Annotated in this window: 14 protein-coding genes and 3 pseudogenes; 10 read left to right on the top strand and 7 right to left on the bottom strand. The window is 63.6% G+C overall.

All coding sequences use genetic code 11. The features are described 5' to 3' along the window. The first annotated feature begins 215 nt into the window (after positions 1 to 215). Both NA5_RS38225 and NA5_RS38220 read left to right on the top strand, forming a co-directional pair. On the top strand, positions 216 to 983 hold the full coding sequence (locus tag NA5_RS38225; protein WP_062993922.1) for a sulfite exporter TauE/SafE family protein: 768 nt from the start codon (positions 216 to 218) through the stop codon (positions 981 to 983). A 508-nt stretch (positions 984 to 1,491) separates the two neighbouring features. Continuing rightward, on the top strand, positions 1,492 to 2,271 hold the full coding sequence (locus NA5_RS38220; protein WP_062993921.1) for an IS5 family transposase: 780 nt from the start codon (positions 1,492 to 1,494) through the stop codon (positions 2,269 to 2,271). 32 nt (positions 2,272 to 2,303) lie between these two features. Here the strand turns inward: NA5_RS38220 and NA5_RS38215 are convergent, their stop codons facing one another. From NA5_RS38215 to NA5_RS38200, 3 genes are all read right to left on the bottom strand, one after another. After that, complete coding sequence (locus tag NA5_RS38215) at positions 2,304 to 3,005, bottom strand: LysR family transcriptional regulator substrate-binding protein (RefSeq protein WP_281201789.1); 702 nt, start codon at positions 3,003 to 3,005, stop codon at positions 2,304 to 2,306. A 171-nt stretch (positions 3,006 to 3,176) separates the two neighbouring features. Beyond that, positions 3,177 to 3,968, bottom strand: coding sequence for an HpcH/HpaI aldolase family protein (locus NA5_RS38210; protein WP_062993923.1), 792 nt, complete (start codon positions 3,966 to 3,968; stop codon positions 3,177 to 3,179). 417 nt (positions 3,969 to 4,385) lie between these two features. Beyond that, on the bottom strand, positions 4,386 to 5,471 hold the full coding sequence (locus tag NA5_RS38200; RefSeq protein WP_281201788.1) for a zinc-dependent alcohol dehydrogenase: 1,086 nt from the start codon (positions 5,469 to 5,471) through the stop codon (positions 4,386 to 4,388). 714 nt (positions 5,472 to 6,185) lie between these two features. Between NA5_RS38200 and NA5_RS42755 the strand changes: the two are divergent. The 3 genes and pseudogenes from NA5_RS42755 to NA5_RS42750 form a co-directional block, all read left to right on the top strand. Continuing rightward, positions 6,186 to 6,365: pseudogene (locus NA5_RS42755) on the top strand (pyridoxamine 5'-phosphate oxidase family protein); the annotation flags it as partial. A 20-nt stretch (positions 6,366 to 6,385) separates the two neighbouring features. Then, positions 6,386 to 7,336 (top strand): alpha/beta hydrolase, encoded by a 951-nt coding sequence (locus tag NA5_RS38190; RefSeq protein ID WP_062993917.1) that lies wholly within the window; start codon positions 6,386 to 6,388, stop codon positions 7,334 to 7,336. A gap of 521 nt (positions 7,337 to 7,857) precedes the next feature. Next, a pseudogene (locus NA5_RS42750) lies at positions 7,858 to 8,114 on the top strand (2-oxo acid dehydrogenase subunit E2); the annotation flags it as partial. Here NA5_RS42750 and NA5_RS38185 read toward each other — a convergent pair. Genes NA5_RS38185 through NA5_RS41985 form a run of 3 tightly spaced genes read right to left on the bottom strand, consistent with a single transcriptional unit; the run spans position 8,086 to position 9,074 of the window. After that, the gene (locus NA5_RS38185) at positions 8,086 to 8,331 is read right to left on the bottom strand and encodes an SDR family NAD(P)-dependent oxidoreductase (protein WP_062993916.1); all 246 of its coding nucleotides are present in this window, start codon (positions 8,329 to 8,331) and stop codon (positions 8,086 to 8,088) included. The pseudogene NA5_RS42750 and the gene NA5_RS38185 overlap by 29 nt on opposite strands. A 22-nt stretch (positions 8,332 to 8,353) precedes the next feature. After that, positions 8,354 to 8,494, bottom strand: coding sequence for a hypothetical protein (locus NA5_RS42745; RefSeq protein WP_245672666.1), 141 nt, complete (start codon positions 8,492 to 8,494; stop codon positions 8,354 to 8,356). A gap of 40 nt (positions 8,495 to 8,534) precedes the next feature. Beyond that, positions 8,535 to 9,074, bottom strand: coding sequence for an SMP-30/gluconolactonase/LRE family protein (locus NA5_RS41985; RefSeq protein ID WP_245672665.1), 540 nt, complete (start codon positions 9,072 to 9,074; stop codon positions 8,535 to 8,537). Between the two features lie 764 nt (positions 9,075 to 9,838). Between NA5_RS41985 and NA5_RS38175 the strand changes: the two are divergent. From NA5_RS38175 to NA5_RS41105, 3 genes and pseudogenes are all read left to right on the top strand, one after another. Then, positions 9,839 to 10,312: pseudogene (locus NA5_RS38175) on the top strand (MFS transporter); the annotation flags it as partial. 213 nt (positions 10,313 to 10,525) lie between these two features. Beyond that, complete coding sequence (locus NA5_RS38170; protein WP_084484737.1) at positions 10,526 to 11,452, top strand: YhgE/Pip domain-containing protein; 927 nt, start codon at positions 10,526 to 10,528, stop codon at positions 11,450 to 11,452. Positions 11,453 to 11,690: 238 nt separating this feature from the next. Further along, on the top strand, positions 11,691 to 12,197 hold the full coding sequence (locus tag NA5_RS41105; RefSeq protein WP_157110894.1) for a hypothetical protein: 507 nt from the start codon (positions 11,691 to 11,693) through the stop codon (positions 12,195 to 12,197). 959 nt (positions 12,198 to 13,156) lie between these two features. Here the strand turns inward: NA5_RS41105 and NA5_RS38160 are convergent. Further along, on the bottom strand, positions 13,157 to 14,185 hold the full coding sequence (locus NA5_RS38160) for an AraC family transcriptional regulator (protein WP_062993912.1): 1,029 nt from the start codon (positions 14,183 to 14,185) through the stop codon (positions 13,157 to 13,159). A 204-nt stretch (positions 14,186 to 14,389) separates the two neighbouring features. On the opposite strand from NA5_RS38160, the gene NA5_RS43425 reads away from it, so the two are divergent. Further along, on the top strand, positions 14,390 to 14,533 hold the full coding sequence (locus NA5_RS43425) for an FAD-binding protein (RefSeq protein WP_371856498.1): 144 nt from the start codon (positions 14,390 to 14,392) through the stop codon (positions 14,531 to 14,533). Further along, a complete protein-coding gene (locus tag NA5_RS38155; RefSeq protein ID WP_062993911.1) occupies positions 14,534 to 15,091 on the top strand; it encodes an FAD-dependent oxidoreductase in 558 nt (185 codons plus the stop codon). The last annotated feature ends 252 nt before the right edge of the window (positions 15,092 to 15,343 follow it).

The following is a 15,343-nucleotide window of genomic DNA, read 5'->3' as shown; positions in this document are numbered from 1 at the left end:
AAGCAATGTGACGCGAGCCCCCGGCGCACAGCCCGAAGAGGACGCAATGCCGGAGGCTCGAGGAAAGCGCGTCGGTATAGGGCTACCTGGTCCCACACAATCTCGGAGCTGTGGACGAGGTGCTTGCAGCGAAGTCGGCACCGTCGACCCAAATTGCCTGGTAGACGCCTATACGGACGCCGTTATGCGACGCTCCGAGTAAGAGGTAGTTTTGTATGACTTGGTGGGAACAACTGGCCATCTTCGGCGCGGGCATCGCGGCGGGCGGCATCAACACCATTGTGGGATCGGGCGGCCTGATCACTTTCCCCGCGCTGCTCGCCTTCGGGATCGCGCCGGTCACTGCGAATGTTTCGAACACCATCGGCCTGGTCCCCGGCGGCGTCAGCGGGGTGTACGGCTACCGGCGCGAACTCGCCGGACAGCGCGCCAGGCTGCTCCGGCTCGGCAGCGCATCCCTGCTCGGCGGCAGCACCGGCGCGATACTGCTGCTCATCCTGCCCCCCGCGGCCTTCAAAGCGATCGTGCCGGTACTGATCATCGCGGCGCTGATCCTGGTCGTGGCCCAGCCACGGCTGGCGCGCTGGGTGAAGGAACGTCGTGCGGCCGATATCAGGCCGCAATCCGAACACGGTGGCCTGATACTGTATGTCGCCATATTTCTGTGCGCCGTCTACGGCGGCTATTTCGGCGCGGCCCAGGGTGTGCTGTTGATCGGGCTGCTCGGAGTGTTCGTGCACGAGGACATCCAGCGCCTGAACGGAGTCAAGAATGTGCTCGCACTGCTGGCGAACGCGGTATCCGCGGTGATCTTCACACTGACCGCCGATGTCGACTGGCGGGTGGCGGCATTAATTGCCGTCGGCTCGATCATCGGCGGGCAGTTGGGTGCGAAGATGGGTAGGCGAATGCAGCCCACCGTCTTGCGCACGGCGATCGTGGTGGTCGGCAGTATCGCCGCCCTCCGATTGCTGATGACGTAGAGCTCACAGAAGATCTGTGTCGGGCGCTGGTGTGACCGATCATTCTGGTGGTCGATGTCGTCATCCCCGGTAACCGCATCAATTCTCTGGACGTTCAATATCTTTGGCTGCAATGGACCGTGGAGCTGGCACGCCGAATCACCACGATCACGTCCAAGGTGCTGACCAACGCCCCGTGCCAACCCGAACGTGACGGAGTTCGGCGAACGCACCCATTACCGAGGCCCCGCTACGGGCGGAGCACGAGCTCTGAATTGTGGCGACAGCCTCCGCCTCTGTTCGTCGCGCTTGCCGGATGGTCAGTCGCCTCGCCAAGGCCGAACCGACCCAGTGTGGCGAATTGCGGCCTAGGCGTGGTGCGAAGTAGCGGGCGCCGGTGGGGTGTGAGGTGAAACGTGTTGCCCGGGTTGGCGTGTCGATGATCTGAACCTGGTGAGGTCTCCGGTAGACGGTTCAGCGACCAAGCAGAAACGTCGATACCGGAGACCTCGTGGGCAGAGTATCGGTCGTGGGGCGAGCGGACCTGTCCGACGCCCAGTGGGCGCGACTGGCTCCGCTGTTGCCTCGCGCGACGAAGGCGGGTCGCCCGCCGATGTGGACCAAACACCAACTCATCGATGGGATCCGGTGGCGGGTGCGGGTCGGTTCGCCATGGCGGGATGTGCCACCGCGACACCGGTCGTGGCAGGCGGTCTACGGGTTGTTCGGGCGGTGGCAGCGTGGCGGGTCGTGGGGTTTGATCCTGAAACTGTTGCAGGTCCATGCCGACGCTGCGGGCCGCATCCGCTGGCAGGCGAGTGTGGATTCCACGATCACCGTTGCCGCGTCGATGACGAGCCGCCGATCATGGTTTGGGCCGATCCCGGGGCGGGTGGACCATGAAGCTGCACCTGGCGCGCGAACAAGGACCCAACCCCTGTCGCTGCTGATCACCGGTGGCCAGGCCGGTGACAGTCCACCGTTCACGACCGTCCTCGAGGCCATCGATGTGCCGCGTCTGGGACTCGGTAGGCCACGCTCGCACCCAGATCGAGTGCTGGCCGACAAGGCCTACTCCTCACACGCCAACCGGGCCCGGCTACGCCGCCGCGGCATCCGCGCGACCATCCCGATCCCCGCCAACCAGACCACCAACCGCCGCAACCGGGGCTCGGCCGGTGGCCGGGTTACTCGCCGGGGGATTCAGTATGGGTGCGGCAGGCAAGCACCGACGATGAGCGCACTCGTCCCAGGCCACTCCTCGAGCTCGCGTGCCGTGTTGAGCTGTCGGTCGTCCCGCCTTTCTTGACGCTAGTGAACCGTTGTCGCCTTGCGGGTGATTCAGGTGAGGGAACAGGACTCCGGCAGATCGGCTCTGGCCGACAATTGGGATTGGGTGCGGCAGAGGATGTCAATGTAGGCGTCGGTCAGATAGCGGGAACCAGGTCGGGAATAGGCGCAGATTTCACGGAAGACCGGCGGTGTCAACGACCGGGCGAAGCGACGGTATTCCCCGCGTACTGCGTTGTCGGGGATCAGCGTAACCGCCACACCGCTGGATGCCAGTTCAAGTGCGGTCTCGACTTGCCTGGTCCAAACCGTGGCGAGCGGTTCGAACCCAGCCGAAGCGCAGATCCTTCTGATGACCCGCGTCAGCCCGTTCTCGTTGTCGAACAGCACCCAGTGTCGGGCCTTGAGGTCGGCCAGTGACAGCGGCGCGTCGGTAGGCAGACCGCTGTCTGGCCCGGCGATGAGGATCAGTTCTTCGAATCCGATGGAGGTCATGTCGGCACTGGAGAAACTCATTCGTGGACCGATCGCCAAGTCGCCTTCACCGTCACGGAAGGCAGCTTCCATCGCTTCGACATGCGGGTAGTCCTTGATCTTGAGCACGACTTTGGGAAAACGTTCGTGCCAGACCGCCACGCCTGGGGGCAGGATGCCGGTGGCCACCGATCGGACAGTGAGCACCTGCAGATCGCCTCGTTGACCGGTACGCGCATCATGGACCGCTTGTTCGGCTCTCGCGACGGCGAGGAGAATATCTCGCGCCGCCGGGAGAAGGGCCCGACCCGCCGCAGTGGGCAGAGTACCCTGCGGCGCGCGGTCGAGCAGCGTGACCTTCAGATCTGTTCTCCGCCATCGTGCTGTGCCGGATCACCCGATCGACGGGATCGAAGCTCAGAGGAGTGGAATGCTCGGCGCGCAGATTGTCTAGCAGGATTCTTCAGCCACATCCGCGAGGTGGCTTTTGACAGCCTGCTCCAGATGCATCAGATCGTTTGCCACGCTGACGAAGTTGAAGCCAGCGGCAAGTCGGCGGGCGGCGGTGCCGCCGTCCGGGCAATGGATACCGACGGCTATTCCCGCCGCCTTGGCCGCCTCGAGCACCGTTCGAAGAGCGTCGTCGAAATCAGCATCGACAGCGGGGTCGTTGGGGGTAGCGCCTCCGAGTGCGAGGCGCAGATCCGATGGTCCGATGTAGATTGCGTCGACTCCCGGAACCGACACGATCTCGGTGACGTTGCGAAGCCCGAGTGCGGTTTCGATCATCACTACACATGCGATCTCGGCGTTGGCTTGGGCCGGTGACGGCCCGATTCGCAGTCCGGCGCGCAGGGCTCCATTACTGCGGTGGCCCGCCGGTGGGAAGCGACAGGCGGCGACTGCGGCTTTGGCTTCAGACGCTGTACCGACCATCGGTACGACAACGCCGCGTGCACCCGCGTCGAGCGCCTGGCTGATCCAGAACGGATCGTTGGCTTGTACGCGGACAAGTGCGGCTGCTCCGGTGCCTGCGGCGTCGATCGCGGTGATTCCTGCCAGCAGGCCGCGATATTCGATCAGGCCGTGCTGGGCGTCGATGCAGACGTAGTCGTAGCCGGCCATGGCGATTCGCTCGGTGGTTATCGGGTTGTCGCATACGACCCAATAGCCGATGGTCCGTCGCCCGGACCGCAGCCGTTCGGTGAATCCGGTCGCGCTTGGTGTCGGTCTGCTCGTCATGGTGTCCTCTTTCACTCGGTCGGCGCGAAGCTTCGCCTGACTCACCACACGCGGCCCCGTTGCCGGGCCCAGCGGGACTGCCAGCCTTCAACTTGTCGAGGACGTTCTCCAGACCAACCACTGTCGCGACGGTGGCATACCCGGCCTCGGGACAGGCCTGAGGCCACCACTTGCATCGCGAGGCTCTGCTGATCGGGCAGCTGGTCGCGTAGGGGTAGCCCGCCATGGTCGGTCGGCGAGTAGTACCCCCTCAGTCGCTCCGCTTCGGCGTCGGGCACAAGCGGGGAATCGAACAGCGCGCTGACACGCTGACCGTGAGCCAGCGCGTTCAGCCATGCCGTGGCGGCGCTCTCCATCGCGGCGGCCACTACCTTCCGCGGGTCGGTCATGGCAGCCGACGTCACGGAATCTCGGATCTCACTGACCATGGATTGTCTCCGTGTCGTCGGAAACATCGAGCATCACCTTGATGGCATCGCCTTTGCGCTGCGCGTAGGTGTCGAACGCTTCACCGATATCGCCGAGTGCGAAGTGGTGTGTCACGAGTGCGTCGGTGTTCAACCTGCCCTGGCTTGCCAGGGAAACGGCTCTGGCAACGGCGCCGTTTCCTTCGCCACGAACCGTTTGCAAAGAGATTCCGTTCATGACGGCATGGGTGAGGTCGGCCAGAACCGGCTGCTCGAAAAAGCCCACGAGCACGACTTTGCCGGAACGTTTGGCCATGTAGATCGCATCATCGACGGCGGATGGAGCGCCTGAGCACTCGAGGACGATATCGGCTCCACGCCCGCCCGTGAGGTCGCGTATCGCGGTGACGGGGTCCTCGGTGCGCGAGTTGAGGACCAAGTCGGCGCCGAACCGCTTGCCGAGCTCCAACCGGCTTTCCCTGGTGCCCACCAGAGCCACTGGGGCAGCGCCGAGTTGGCATGCGACCTGTACGGCCAGCAGTCCGATGGGGCCGGGGCCGATCACGGCGATACTCGCGCCGACGATGAGGGAACCGAGGGCGTCGAGGGCGTGCATAACGGAGCCGACGGTGCTGAGAATTACCGCTGCGTCGAAATCGATGGAATCCGGAAGCAAATGCAGCGTGGACACATGATTGACCACATATTCGGCGAATCCGCCGTTGACAGTCATGCCCTGTGACCGATGCCCTTTTTCCCGCTTGCCATAGTTCAGGCAATCGGTATAGGAACCCGCGAGGCAGTTGACGCATCGCATACAACCCCGGTGCGCCTCGGTGACGACCCGGTCGCCAACCGAAAACTCGTCGACGCTGCTTCCGACCGCGGCCACAACGCCTGCGTACTCGTGACCGGGGACGAAGGTTCCAGGGGGTGGTCTGTCGCCGGAAAAGAACTTCTGACTTCGAATTTTGAGGTCAGAACCACACAGCGACGCCCGGCGGACCCGGACCAGGACGTCCTCCGGTCCCACCGCAGGCACAGGCAGAATCCTGGTTGTGATCGTCCCGGGCGCGCCGAGTACGGCAGCCACCATTGTCTCCGAGGGCATCCACAGCCTCCCAGTCGTTGGAATTCGGGCAGGAAGGGCCGATGTCCAACGAGCCACCGGCTAAACATCACCGGCCGTCGTCGGCCGAGAGTGCTAGTCCGATGGTGACTCCTGTCGACGGCGCGATCGGCGATCAGCCATTCGTCTCGGCGGCAATGATCGGGTGACCGCCCTGTCCATGATTGTGTTTGCCCCGCCGCCGGTAAGTCCAAGACAGGAATTGTGAGATACGCATAGACAAAACCTATGAGGCTCGTAACACGTTGGTTCGCGTAACCTCAGGCAGCGAGCTTTCCGGCACCGACACGACCTCGCCGTCAGTTCCTACCGCATGGCCTGTCCTACGAGAGATCTCGTCAACGCAACCCGCCGCTGAATAACCAGATCAGCGTCAGTCGGTCGCCGCGCAGCGGAGCTGAACCAGGCCCGCCACCATTAGTCCCAGACCGAAGCGGAATTCGTCCTCGAGTGTTGGCCTTGGGGGCGAAGCCGCTGGCGAGCAGCATGGCCAGGACTCGTCCACGCAGGGGGAGCGTCGTTGGGGCCGGTGGGAACCCCATGTGCCGCTCCCGGGCGGTCGCATTCGCTGCCTGCTGAGGGCTCCTGTGGAGTCTTGACACCCGCCGATTATAATGGAAACACTGTGTCCGATATTGCTGTAGAGCGAGTAGGCTCCAAGCCAACAGAAGGCGGATCGCAATGTTGTTGCCACTGGCGTCGGAACCGTTCACTGTTCCCATCGACCGTGAATTGCTTCCCTCCGAACGCCGCGCTTTCGTCCGAACGCACCGCACGTGTGGGTTCGGTCCTCGTCGGCGACACGACGGCCCGGCCATGTCGATCGTGTCTTACATCCCTACCGATGACGACCAGGTGATCGCGGTTCAGGGGCAGCCGCGGTGATCGGGCGTCGTCGCGAAATCAGACGCCTTCCCGTCAGCGACGAGGCCAAGGCGTTCCTGGCCTCCCATCATGCGGCCAGAATTCCGGTGCCGCTCACATCGCAGACCGCGCGCATCGTCCGCTGGGTGTACAACCGCAGTCGGCCCTCGATCCTCGAGTTGGAGGCCAGGTACGGTGTTCGAGTCACTACCGGCACGGCCGGTGGTGTCGAGATCTGCACCATGACCCCACGCCAGGTGAGCGGCGGGGATGCCTATGCGATCTATCTGCACGGCGGGGCCTACCTGCTCGGCGACGCGCGTGATGCTCTGGCCGTATTGATGGCCGACGAGCTCGAGATCCCGTTGGTGTCCATCCAATACAGTCTCGCGCCGGAGGCGCCGTTCCCGGCGGCGCTCGACGACGCGGTGGCCGCATACGCGGCGATCGTCGCGCAACGACCGTCGAAGTTCGTCTTGCTCGGCGTCTCCGCTGGTGGTGGGCTGGCACTGGCACTGATGCAACGCATCCGCGAACTCGGCCTTCCCGAACCAGCGGGGCTGGGATTGATAACGCCGTGGACCGATCTCGCCCGCGTCGGCACCAGTCATCACAGCCTCGAAGGACGCGACCCGCTCATCAGGTGGCGCCGGCAGCTCGACAAAGCGGGCCGCGCCTATGCGGCTGGAACACCCCTGGCCGATCCGTCGCTTTCACCGGTGTATTCCACCAATTTGCGGGGCTTCCCACCCAGCATGATCACCACCGGAACCCGAGACCTGTTCCTGAGCAACTGCGTTCGTATGTACTGGGCGCTGCGTGCGGCCGAGGCGCCGAGCCATCTGCGCGTGTGGGAAGGTATGTGGCACAGCTTCTGCGACCAACCCGACATCCCCGAGGCCGCTGAATGCCGCAGGGAAATCGCGATCTTCCTCCGTAAGACCCTCGATAGCGACATCATCGACTGACTGCCGCAGCGCAGATCCTCACCAACGAATGAACGGCCGGGCATGGCCCGGCCGTGATCTGCTGTCTGCGTCGAACTCCTTGGGAGGTTTATCGGTGTCGACGAGATCGCTACGCGCTGAGGCTGATTGCTTGTACTCGCCAGTAGGGGCACCACTTCTGCTGTAGCTGTGCAAAGAGCTCGGCGCCCCTGTGTGGGCGTCTTTTGTTGTCCGCCAGGCGATGTGGCCGTTAGGTCGGACGAGCGCGCGCCGCTGTCACCGACCTCGTAGCGGTCGATCAGTGGCTGCTGATCGAAGAGGCGGGGGAAAGGAGCCCGATCACCTGCAGCGGCAGGGGTATCGGATTCTCGTGGCTACCCGGCAGACCCATGGCTACATGAATACCGGGTTCGATCCGCGCCCGTGTCGCCTCTAGTAGCGCGGGCGGGCGGCGGACCGAACCCCAGGCCCACCCTCGGTGCACGCCACCGTCGAGGCTCGCACACACTCAACGCCTCTCTGAACACCGACGCCACCTACTAGCCGACCGCGTCCGAACTGGCAAGATCACTCCAGACGAGCTTTCCGGTGGCACGTTCACCCTCACCAACACCGGCAGGGCAGCCGCGGCGCTCTCTTCGATACGCCCATCATCAACCAGCCGTAATCCGGAATTCTCGGCACCGGCGCAGTCGTCGATCGTGTCGTCCCCACACCACAACCGGAAGGCGGTTTCCGATTCAGTGTGCGTGCGATGGCCTATTTCTCGATCACCTACGACCACCGGCTGGTCGATGGGGGGGTGTCCGATTAACGGCGGATCCGGTCCCGGTGTCGAGACCGAATCCGACTGCCCGGTCGCCGAGTTCGGCGGCTACCGCCTCGGCGGTGTCCGCGTCGATATCTGTGACGAGGACCTGGTGGCCGTTTTGGATCGCTGCCCAGGCGATAGCGGCTCCGATTCCGTTGGCTGCTCCGGTTATCAGGATGACCTTTTTACTGGTACGGGTACTCATCGATGTTCTTCTCCGTTCCACTTCACAGGCGAAGCATCTCGATCCGGCCGGTATTCAGTTCGCGTGCCTGCTCCGGGTCGGTCGTAGGGACCGTTGTCGCGAACAGGGGGTGGCCGTCGTGCCCCGCCACCAAGCAGCTCAGCGTGTGTTGGCTGGTAGCCACACGATCGAGAATCTGGCCGCCTTCGGCCAGTCGAACACATTCACCCCGTAGCGCATTCGCTACCCAGATCGTCGTGCCATCGCTGTCCCACGCGATACCGTCCCGGGGCCACCGGGGACGATGATCGCGATACGGCTGCCGGATGATCCAGCGCCGCCGACACCCTACGGGTTATTCGGCCGATGACACCGGCATCGTTCACCATGCGCCACAACAGGGGTGAGATCAGCGGTGCCCACGGTCGATGATCACCGAGCGTCCCGCCGGGGCGGACATCGAAGGCGATGAGCCGCATCGCAAGTGTTTCGGCGACGATCATCGTCCGGCCGTCCGCACTGAGGACGCTGCCGTTCGGGAACAGGATCGGGGCAGTCCTACCGAGAAGGCTGCCGTCCGCGGCGAAGCACGCAATGGGCGTGGGTGGCGGGCCGGGTGGGGTATAGAGCATGGAGTTCGGCTGACTGCGCAGAGAAGCCGTGGTAGTCGAAGCCGTAATTTCCACGTACGCACGGCCTTTCGGATCGACCGCCATGTCGTTCACCGGCCCGCCGATCAGGCCACGCGGTTCCGCATGCTGCACCCGCCGGCCGTCCGTCTCGAGTCGGTAGACGCACGCCCGTCTATGGACACGACCAGCAGTTGCCCATCGGGCAGCCACCCGAGCCCGCCGGCGCGTCCGGGCACCTCGACGACCAGCTCGGCGCGACTGCCGCCGTCCCATCGGTGCACAGTTCCGTGGGCCAGGTGTGAGAACCACAGGGCACCGTCGTGCCAGCGCAGCGATTCGGGAATGCGGAAGCCGCTCAAGACTATTGATGCGCACCGCCGCATCGGGGGCGCTCCTTCCGACTGCCAGAGCGAGCGCGGCCCGCATCCGGGCAATACGCAAGGCTCGCTCGTACTGGCGAAGATCACACTCCATACGAAAGGCTGGCAACTCAGTTCGGGCGTGTTCCGGGCGCTATGTCCACCGCGCCCCCGTAACTGGCCGGTTTTCCTACCTCGATGGGAGGACAGGACAGGAACCTCACGAGCCAACCCCGGCTCGACACCTCCGGCAGACTACGGCCGATGAGCATCCAGCCTGCCAAGCGGTGACATTCAAATAAGTCGGCATCTGAACGCACGAGCGCCACTACGATTTCTTCGGGCAGCCCCACAGTCTCCCGACATGCCGGGGGATTCAGCGCGAGCCAACGTCGGTTTTATGCGCGGACTCGGGCGCGGTCCACTCTCGGACGGTCGCGACCGCGACGGAGCGGTGCTGTTTTTTCTTGAACCCACAAGCAGTACGAAATGGGCGTCGACGCACTCTGATGAAACTGGCTCGTCGGCGCCGCGTTCGCCGCAATGCTCGGAAATTTCATCACGGCTACGCCGGCGAACCTCAACGGGCGGTTCCAGGCCCAGTTTCACCTGGCGGGCGACCAACTGACGTGGATTTCTAATGTGTCTCTGATGGCGATCGCGCTATTCGAGCTGACCTTCGGGGTGCTCGGCGACATGTTTGGGCGCAAGTGGCTTCTACTCGTCGGCTCCGTCCTGGCATTAGCTGGGCAGGGCCTGTCGGCCGCGGCGCCCGATGTCTACGCGCTGTGGATCGGCCAAGCGCTTGCCGGCAGCGGCGCTGCGGCGTTCCTTGCCTGCTCACTCGCACTGATGACCCGAGCACCTGTCGCAACGACGACCGAATACATCGAGCACGCTGCGGGCCACGACAGCCGAGTCGGCCCCGGGCCCGGTGCGCCCGACGGAATGGCAGAGCGTAGCGACGGTGACCGAGTCGATCGCGCGACCACTTCGCTGCGGCTCTCTTAACCAGAAGCCGATCATTGGTGGCGGTTTCGCCTACATGATCGATAGGGGGATCCCCGGCCGTATGAGGGGGGCTCGGCGGCCAGAGAAGGCCGGTACGGCCGTGACTAGCCTCACTCGCCCGTAGCTTCTTGCAGAGCCGCGTCCGAGTCTGCACGGCCGTAGCGCGGCTGCCGCGCTGCGTCGCTTCCGGATGCACGCCAAGAGAGGGTCTTCATGTCACAGAAGCCACAAATATCATCCAACACAGTGGCTGCGAGGGCGACGCGATGGGCGCACCAGGTCAGGCAGTCGCGCCTGGCGGCCGCAGTTCTGGTTGCGATCGTCATCGTTCCGGCCATGCTGTCGGCGGTATACATGTGGATTCTGTGGGATCCGACGAACTACCTGGCCCAAGTCCCGGTCGCTGTGGCCAGCGATGACGTCGGCGATTCGTCGGGCGGTCGGCAACAGAACATCGGTGCTGAAATTCTGGACAATCTGATTGCGAGCAAGCAGTTGGAGTTTCACAGAGTCTCGAGCTCGGAAGCGGTCGAAGGGCTGCGGCAGAACCGCTACACGTTTTCCATTGTCATTCCACGTGATTTCACCGCCGACATCGACAGTCTGGTCGCGGCCCGCCCGAACCATGCACGGATAATGGTGTACTGCAACGACTTCAACGGCCTTCTCGGCCAGTCAGTCGCCACTGCCGTTCTGGCTCAGGCGCAACAGCAGATCACCGCCTCGATCGGCAAGCAATACGCCAGCCAGGTCCTCGTTGGACTGAACAGCCTCGATACCGGGTTGACCGACGCATCCACCGGCGCGGGTCAACGCAGCGACGGCACCAGGCAACTGGCGGACGGCGCCTATCAGCTGGCAGCCGGGCTGGACCAGGCTGTTCCCGGTGCGGGGCAATTGGTCACCGGCACAAGCCAACTCCGCAATGGGGCAGACCAGCTCGCCGCTGGCGCTACCCAACTGGTGCAGGGCACGAACCAACTCGGAGCGGGTGCTACGCAGATCCGCGACGGCGTCGACCAAGCAGTGACTCCGATTCTCGTCCCTCACTGGCAAGCGACGACCTCGCCGCGGGGCGGGGCCAAGGCGCCCCGGTCTCCACAGCCGCCACTACCGAGTCCTGATAACCATGGCCTCTGATCGCCCTGTCCGAAGATTTCGCTCACTAGTTCGGATCCGCGGCAGGTCCGCCAGTCGAACACGGTGCCAGAACCTGCGGGCAGTCCTCGAACTGGAAAGGAGATGAAGGCCCCACGAATCAGCAGTTCCCGATTTCCCCGCAGACATCATCCGGTCTGTTAACGCCTAATCACGAAAGAGTCCCATGTACTACAACACACGCACCCGTCTCACTGTCGCCATAGCTGCCGCGGCGTTGATGACGCTCGGGGCCGAAGCCGCTACCGCCTCCGCTGCCCCGGACACGATTACCGCTCCAGGCACTGCTCAGGTCGCCACGTCGAACACCACAGCCGAGCGGACGCTGTCGGGGAACGGCCCCATTCGGATCCAGACAGCCGCGGTAAGCGCCGGCAGCGCGCAAGCCGTCGATCAAGAAGCACTGACGCCACAGCCTGCCGCTCCGAAAGACCCCCAAGCCGACATCAACAATGCCCTGAGCCAGGCAGGTAACGAGTTCATGCTGGCCGCGACAGTCGGCAGCATGGCAGGCGGTGTCGTCGGGCTGGTTGCCGGTTGTGTGATCGGCGCCGTTATCGGCGCCATCGGCGGCTGCATCCCAGGATTGGGTCTCGGTGCCGCGCTCGGCCCGATTATCGGCGGCGTCGTCGTCGGCGTGCCAGCCGGTATCGCGGCACTGGTCCAGGCTTACAACACGCTGCACGCAGCCGGCGAAATCAGCGCTCCGGCCGCGGCCGCGAACTGATTCCCGCCCCGGGTTGTGGATCACCGTGGTCCACAGCCCGGGGACGGCATCGTCTGGGAACTGGCCTACGGCCCAGCACGATCGCCGAACGACATCACGGTCAGCCAGGGTCGTGCCCCGATCTTCGACCCGACTACCGTCGAAATATGCCAGACGGGTCTCGCAGGTTTTCCCGACGGGGTAGGCACGGTCGTTAACGGAAAATGTTGCGCGTCAGCAGCGCGCGCATTTTCTCGCCTAACTCACAAACTGATCGAAACCCCTGCGGATTGTGACCTAGACGCCACCACGCACGTCACAACCTTCGAAACTGGGCGTCGCAGTCGGCGACTCGCGAACATCGCTGCCCGGCTTCACCTTTCGCTCTGCAACGAAACCCACACCAATGCTGAGCGGATCGTCAAGACAGGCTTGCCATCGGTCCGGTGCGCAAACGAGACAAAGTTATGGAGAAAGCAGATTCCCAGGGGGACGAACGTCCGATCGAGTTTGCGACCATCCTCGAGCAGCGAAGACGAGAGGTCCTCAATTACTTCGGGTCCTGCCCGAAATGCGCTGTGTCGGTTTCGATATCGGTGACTAGTTCGCGATCGACAGAGTTGGTCCGCTAATGTGTCGAAGCGATTTTCAGAGGTAGTAGATCGACCCGACACCTGCATATCGTAGTGCGCAGAATAATGCTGATTTGTCGCGATGTATATATTCATCGAAGTCGAACACGGCAGTTCGGCAGCGGCCGCTGGCTCCACGCTGGCGACTGGCTGGGGGAGGTTGTCCTGGGCGCACCGCCGCGAGCAGGGACACACGCGCGCAACTTATCCGGGTGGCGGGAGAATGGATGACGTGGCGACCGGTGCCGCCGTGCCCTAGCATTCGCGCCGGACTCAGCCTTCACCGCTGTCGCGGGATGCGTATAGCTGTCGCCGGTAACAGGAACGCGCGCTCCAGCGGCATACCTGTCACCAATTCCCGGGCTCGGACTGCTGTCGCACCTGCGAAGGGGTGACGTCGGTCCATCGTTTGTAGGCGCGGCGAAATTCCCGCGTGTCGCTGTAACCGAGCTCAGCTGCGATGGCGGTGATCGACTTACGCGTCTGCATGAGCAGCACATCCGCCTGTTGCCGTCGTACTCGATCCTGTATCGCGCCAAAGGTATGACCGGCCTCCGATAGTCGCCGATGGAGCGTGCGGGGACTCACGCTGAGTGCGTCGGCGACTCGAGCTGCCGTCATCCGAGAGCGCAGTCCCGCGCGGAGAATGCTCTCGACTGCGGCAACGAGGTCATTGACGGGTTCGATGTCCAAGATGGCCTGCGTGGCACTTAGCGCCGCTTCGAAGTGGGTCGCGTTTGCCGTGGAGACACGGCGGTCGTCTAGTTCCCTCGGAAACGAGAGGGTCGTGCGTTCGCAGTCGAACGCGACCGGGCAACGCCACAGCCGTTTATATTCGGAAGCCCACGGTGGGGGTGGGTAAGAAAGGTGCGCGGACAACGGACTCGCCGACGCTCCGAACATGAGCTTTGCGAGGATTACGATTCCGGCTAGTGCCTCCTCCGTGAGAAAGACCAGCAAATCCGGCTCCGGCGTGCGAGGAAGTAGCTCGATGGTGATCTCGTCGTCGGTGGAAGATGCGACGTAGTCCATCAAGGTTCCTGCGCACTGGTGGTAGTCGATCGCTACGCGCCTAGCCTCTGCGCCCGTCGATGCCGATCGCACGGCAGTCCCCAGTGTTCCCCACGTGAGGAGTGGATCCCGACAACCGATTATCAGGCCGAGCGGCCCCGATGGTAACGCCTTCAGGGCTCGACGGATCACGATTATCGCCTGCCGGTAGGAAACCAGCGCTCGAACCTGCTCGAGGCTGTCTCGATCGAGGCCTGTACCGGCAAACCATCCGGTCGTTCCCGCCCTGTATTGGTCGGCGAGGCCAATCAATCCGGTCAGAATGCCGGGAGGGATTCTGGCTTGTGACAGCTTCGGATCTTCCACAATCGAACTCCACGATCTCGTCCGGCAACTGGAAGCGGCCGGACCCAATGCCCGGTGGCTGGAATTTCCGCCACGGTGGGGGGCAATGTTGCCACAAGGATGCCATGATGCGCATTCCGCGCGCGCTGCGCCCTTACGGTCATCCAACAATCGTGGTCGAGTACAGCGATCTTCGACAAGCCCTGCACTACATGTGGGGCATCAGTGCCATGCCCTGGCAAGAGAAGTTCGTACCAGAAGGAGACCAGCGTGACCGATAGAACTGACCTCGACGTAGTGGTGGTAGGCGCAGGGCTTTCCGGTCTTGCCGCCGCTCGCAACCTACAGCAACGTGGACTCTCTGTGTGAGTGTTCGAGGCCCTCGACAGGGTGGGTGGCCGAGTCGATTCCGCAAACACCGCGCAGGCGCTCGTCGGCCTGGGCGGAACATTCATTGGCCCAGATCAGGACCGAATCCTCGCACTTGCCGACGAAGCCGGCGTGGGCCGATATCCGACGCACGAGTCGGGAGACAACCTGATTCTGTGGCGCAAAGAGCTCAAGCGCTACCGCGGCTTGATCCCACCCATCGGGGGCATCGGACTTCTAGATCTCGCTCGCGTGCGGTCCTCCTTCGAGAGGCTGAGCCGCAAGATCCCTGTTGGCCGGCCATGGGATGCCCCCAACGCGGCAGATCTCGACGCTCAGACGCTCGGATCCTGGCTCGTCTCCAAGCGAGCATGTCAGTCGACCCACGACATGATGGCGGTCGTGTGCAAGACCTCTTGGGCTGTCCTTCGTAGTGCGCAATGTGACAGCTGGCGCGCTCGAGCGCTGAAGAGCCCCGTAGGAGGGCCATCAGTCACGCTCACCAACTCAACCCGCCACTACCTGGGCAACACCGTCTTCAGCAGCGCCTTGGGATAGCGGTCGGTGAGTGGGAAGATCGGTAATGACAGCGATCAACGGTGTGATCAGTTTTGCGTGTATCTCGCGCCCGCCCTTCGCCGGCGTAGTCGAACCTGGATTCGGCCTTATCCACGGCCTGTAGGGGTTCGAAGAGCTCACCTAGGCGAAGCTGATCGCGCGGCATAGCCAAGCCGATGCTCAATCTGGCCCAGCTTCGACCACTGTCAACGGTCAGTTAGAACTGGCTCTGGCGCACTTTCGGTGCAGTGG

Source organism: Nocardia anaemiae NBRC 100462 (assembly GCF_001612725.1).
Taxonomy (GTDB): domain Bacteria; phylum Actinomycetota; class Actinomycetes; order Mycobacteriales; family Mycobacteriaceae; genus Nocardia; species Nocardia anaemiae.
Note: the sequence above shows the minus strand (reverse complement) of the source record. Positions and strands in the feature narration are given on the sequence as shown.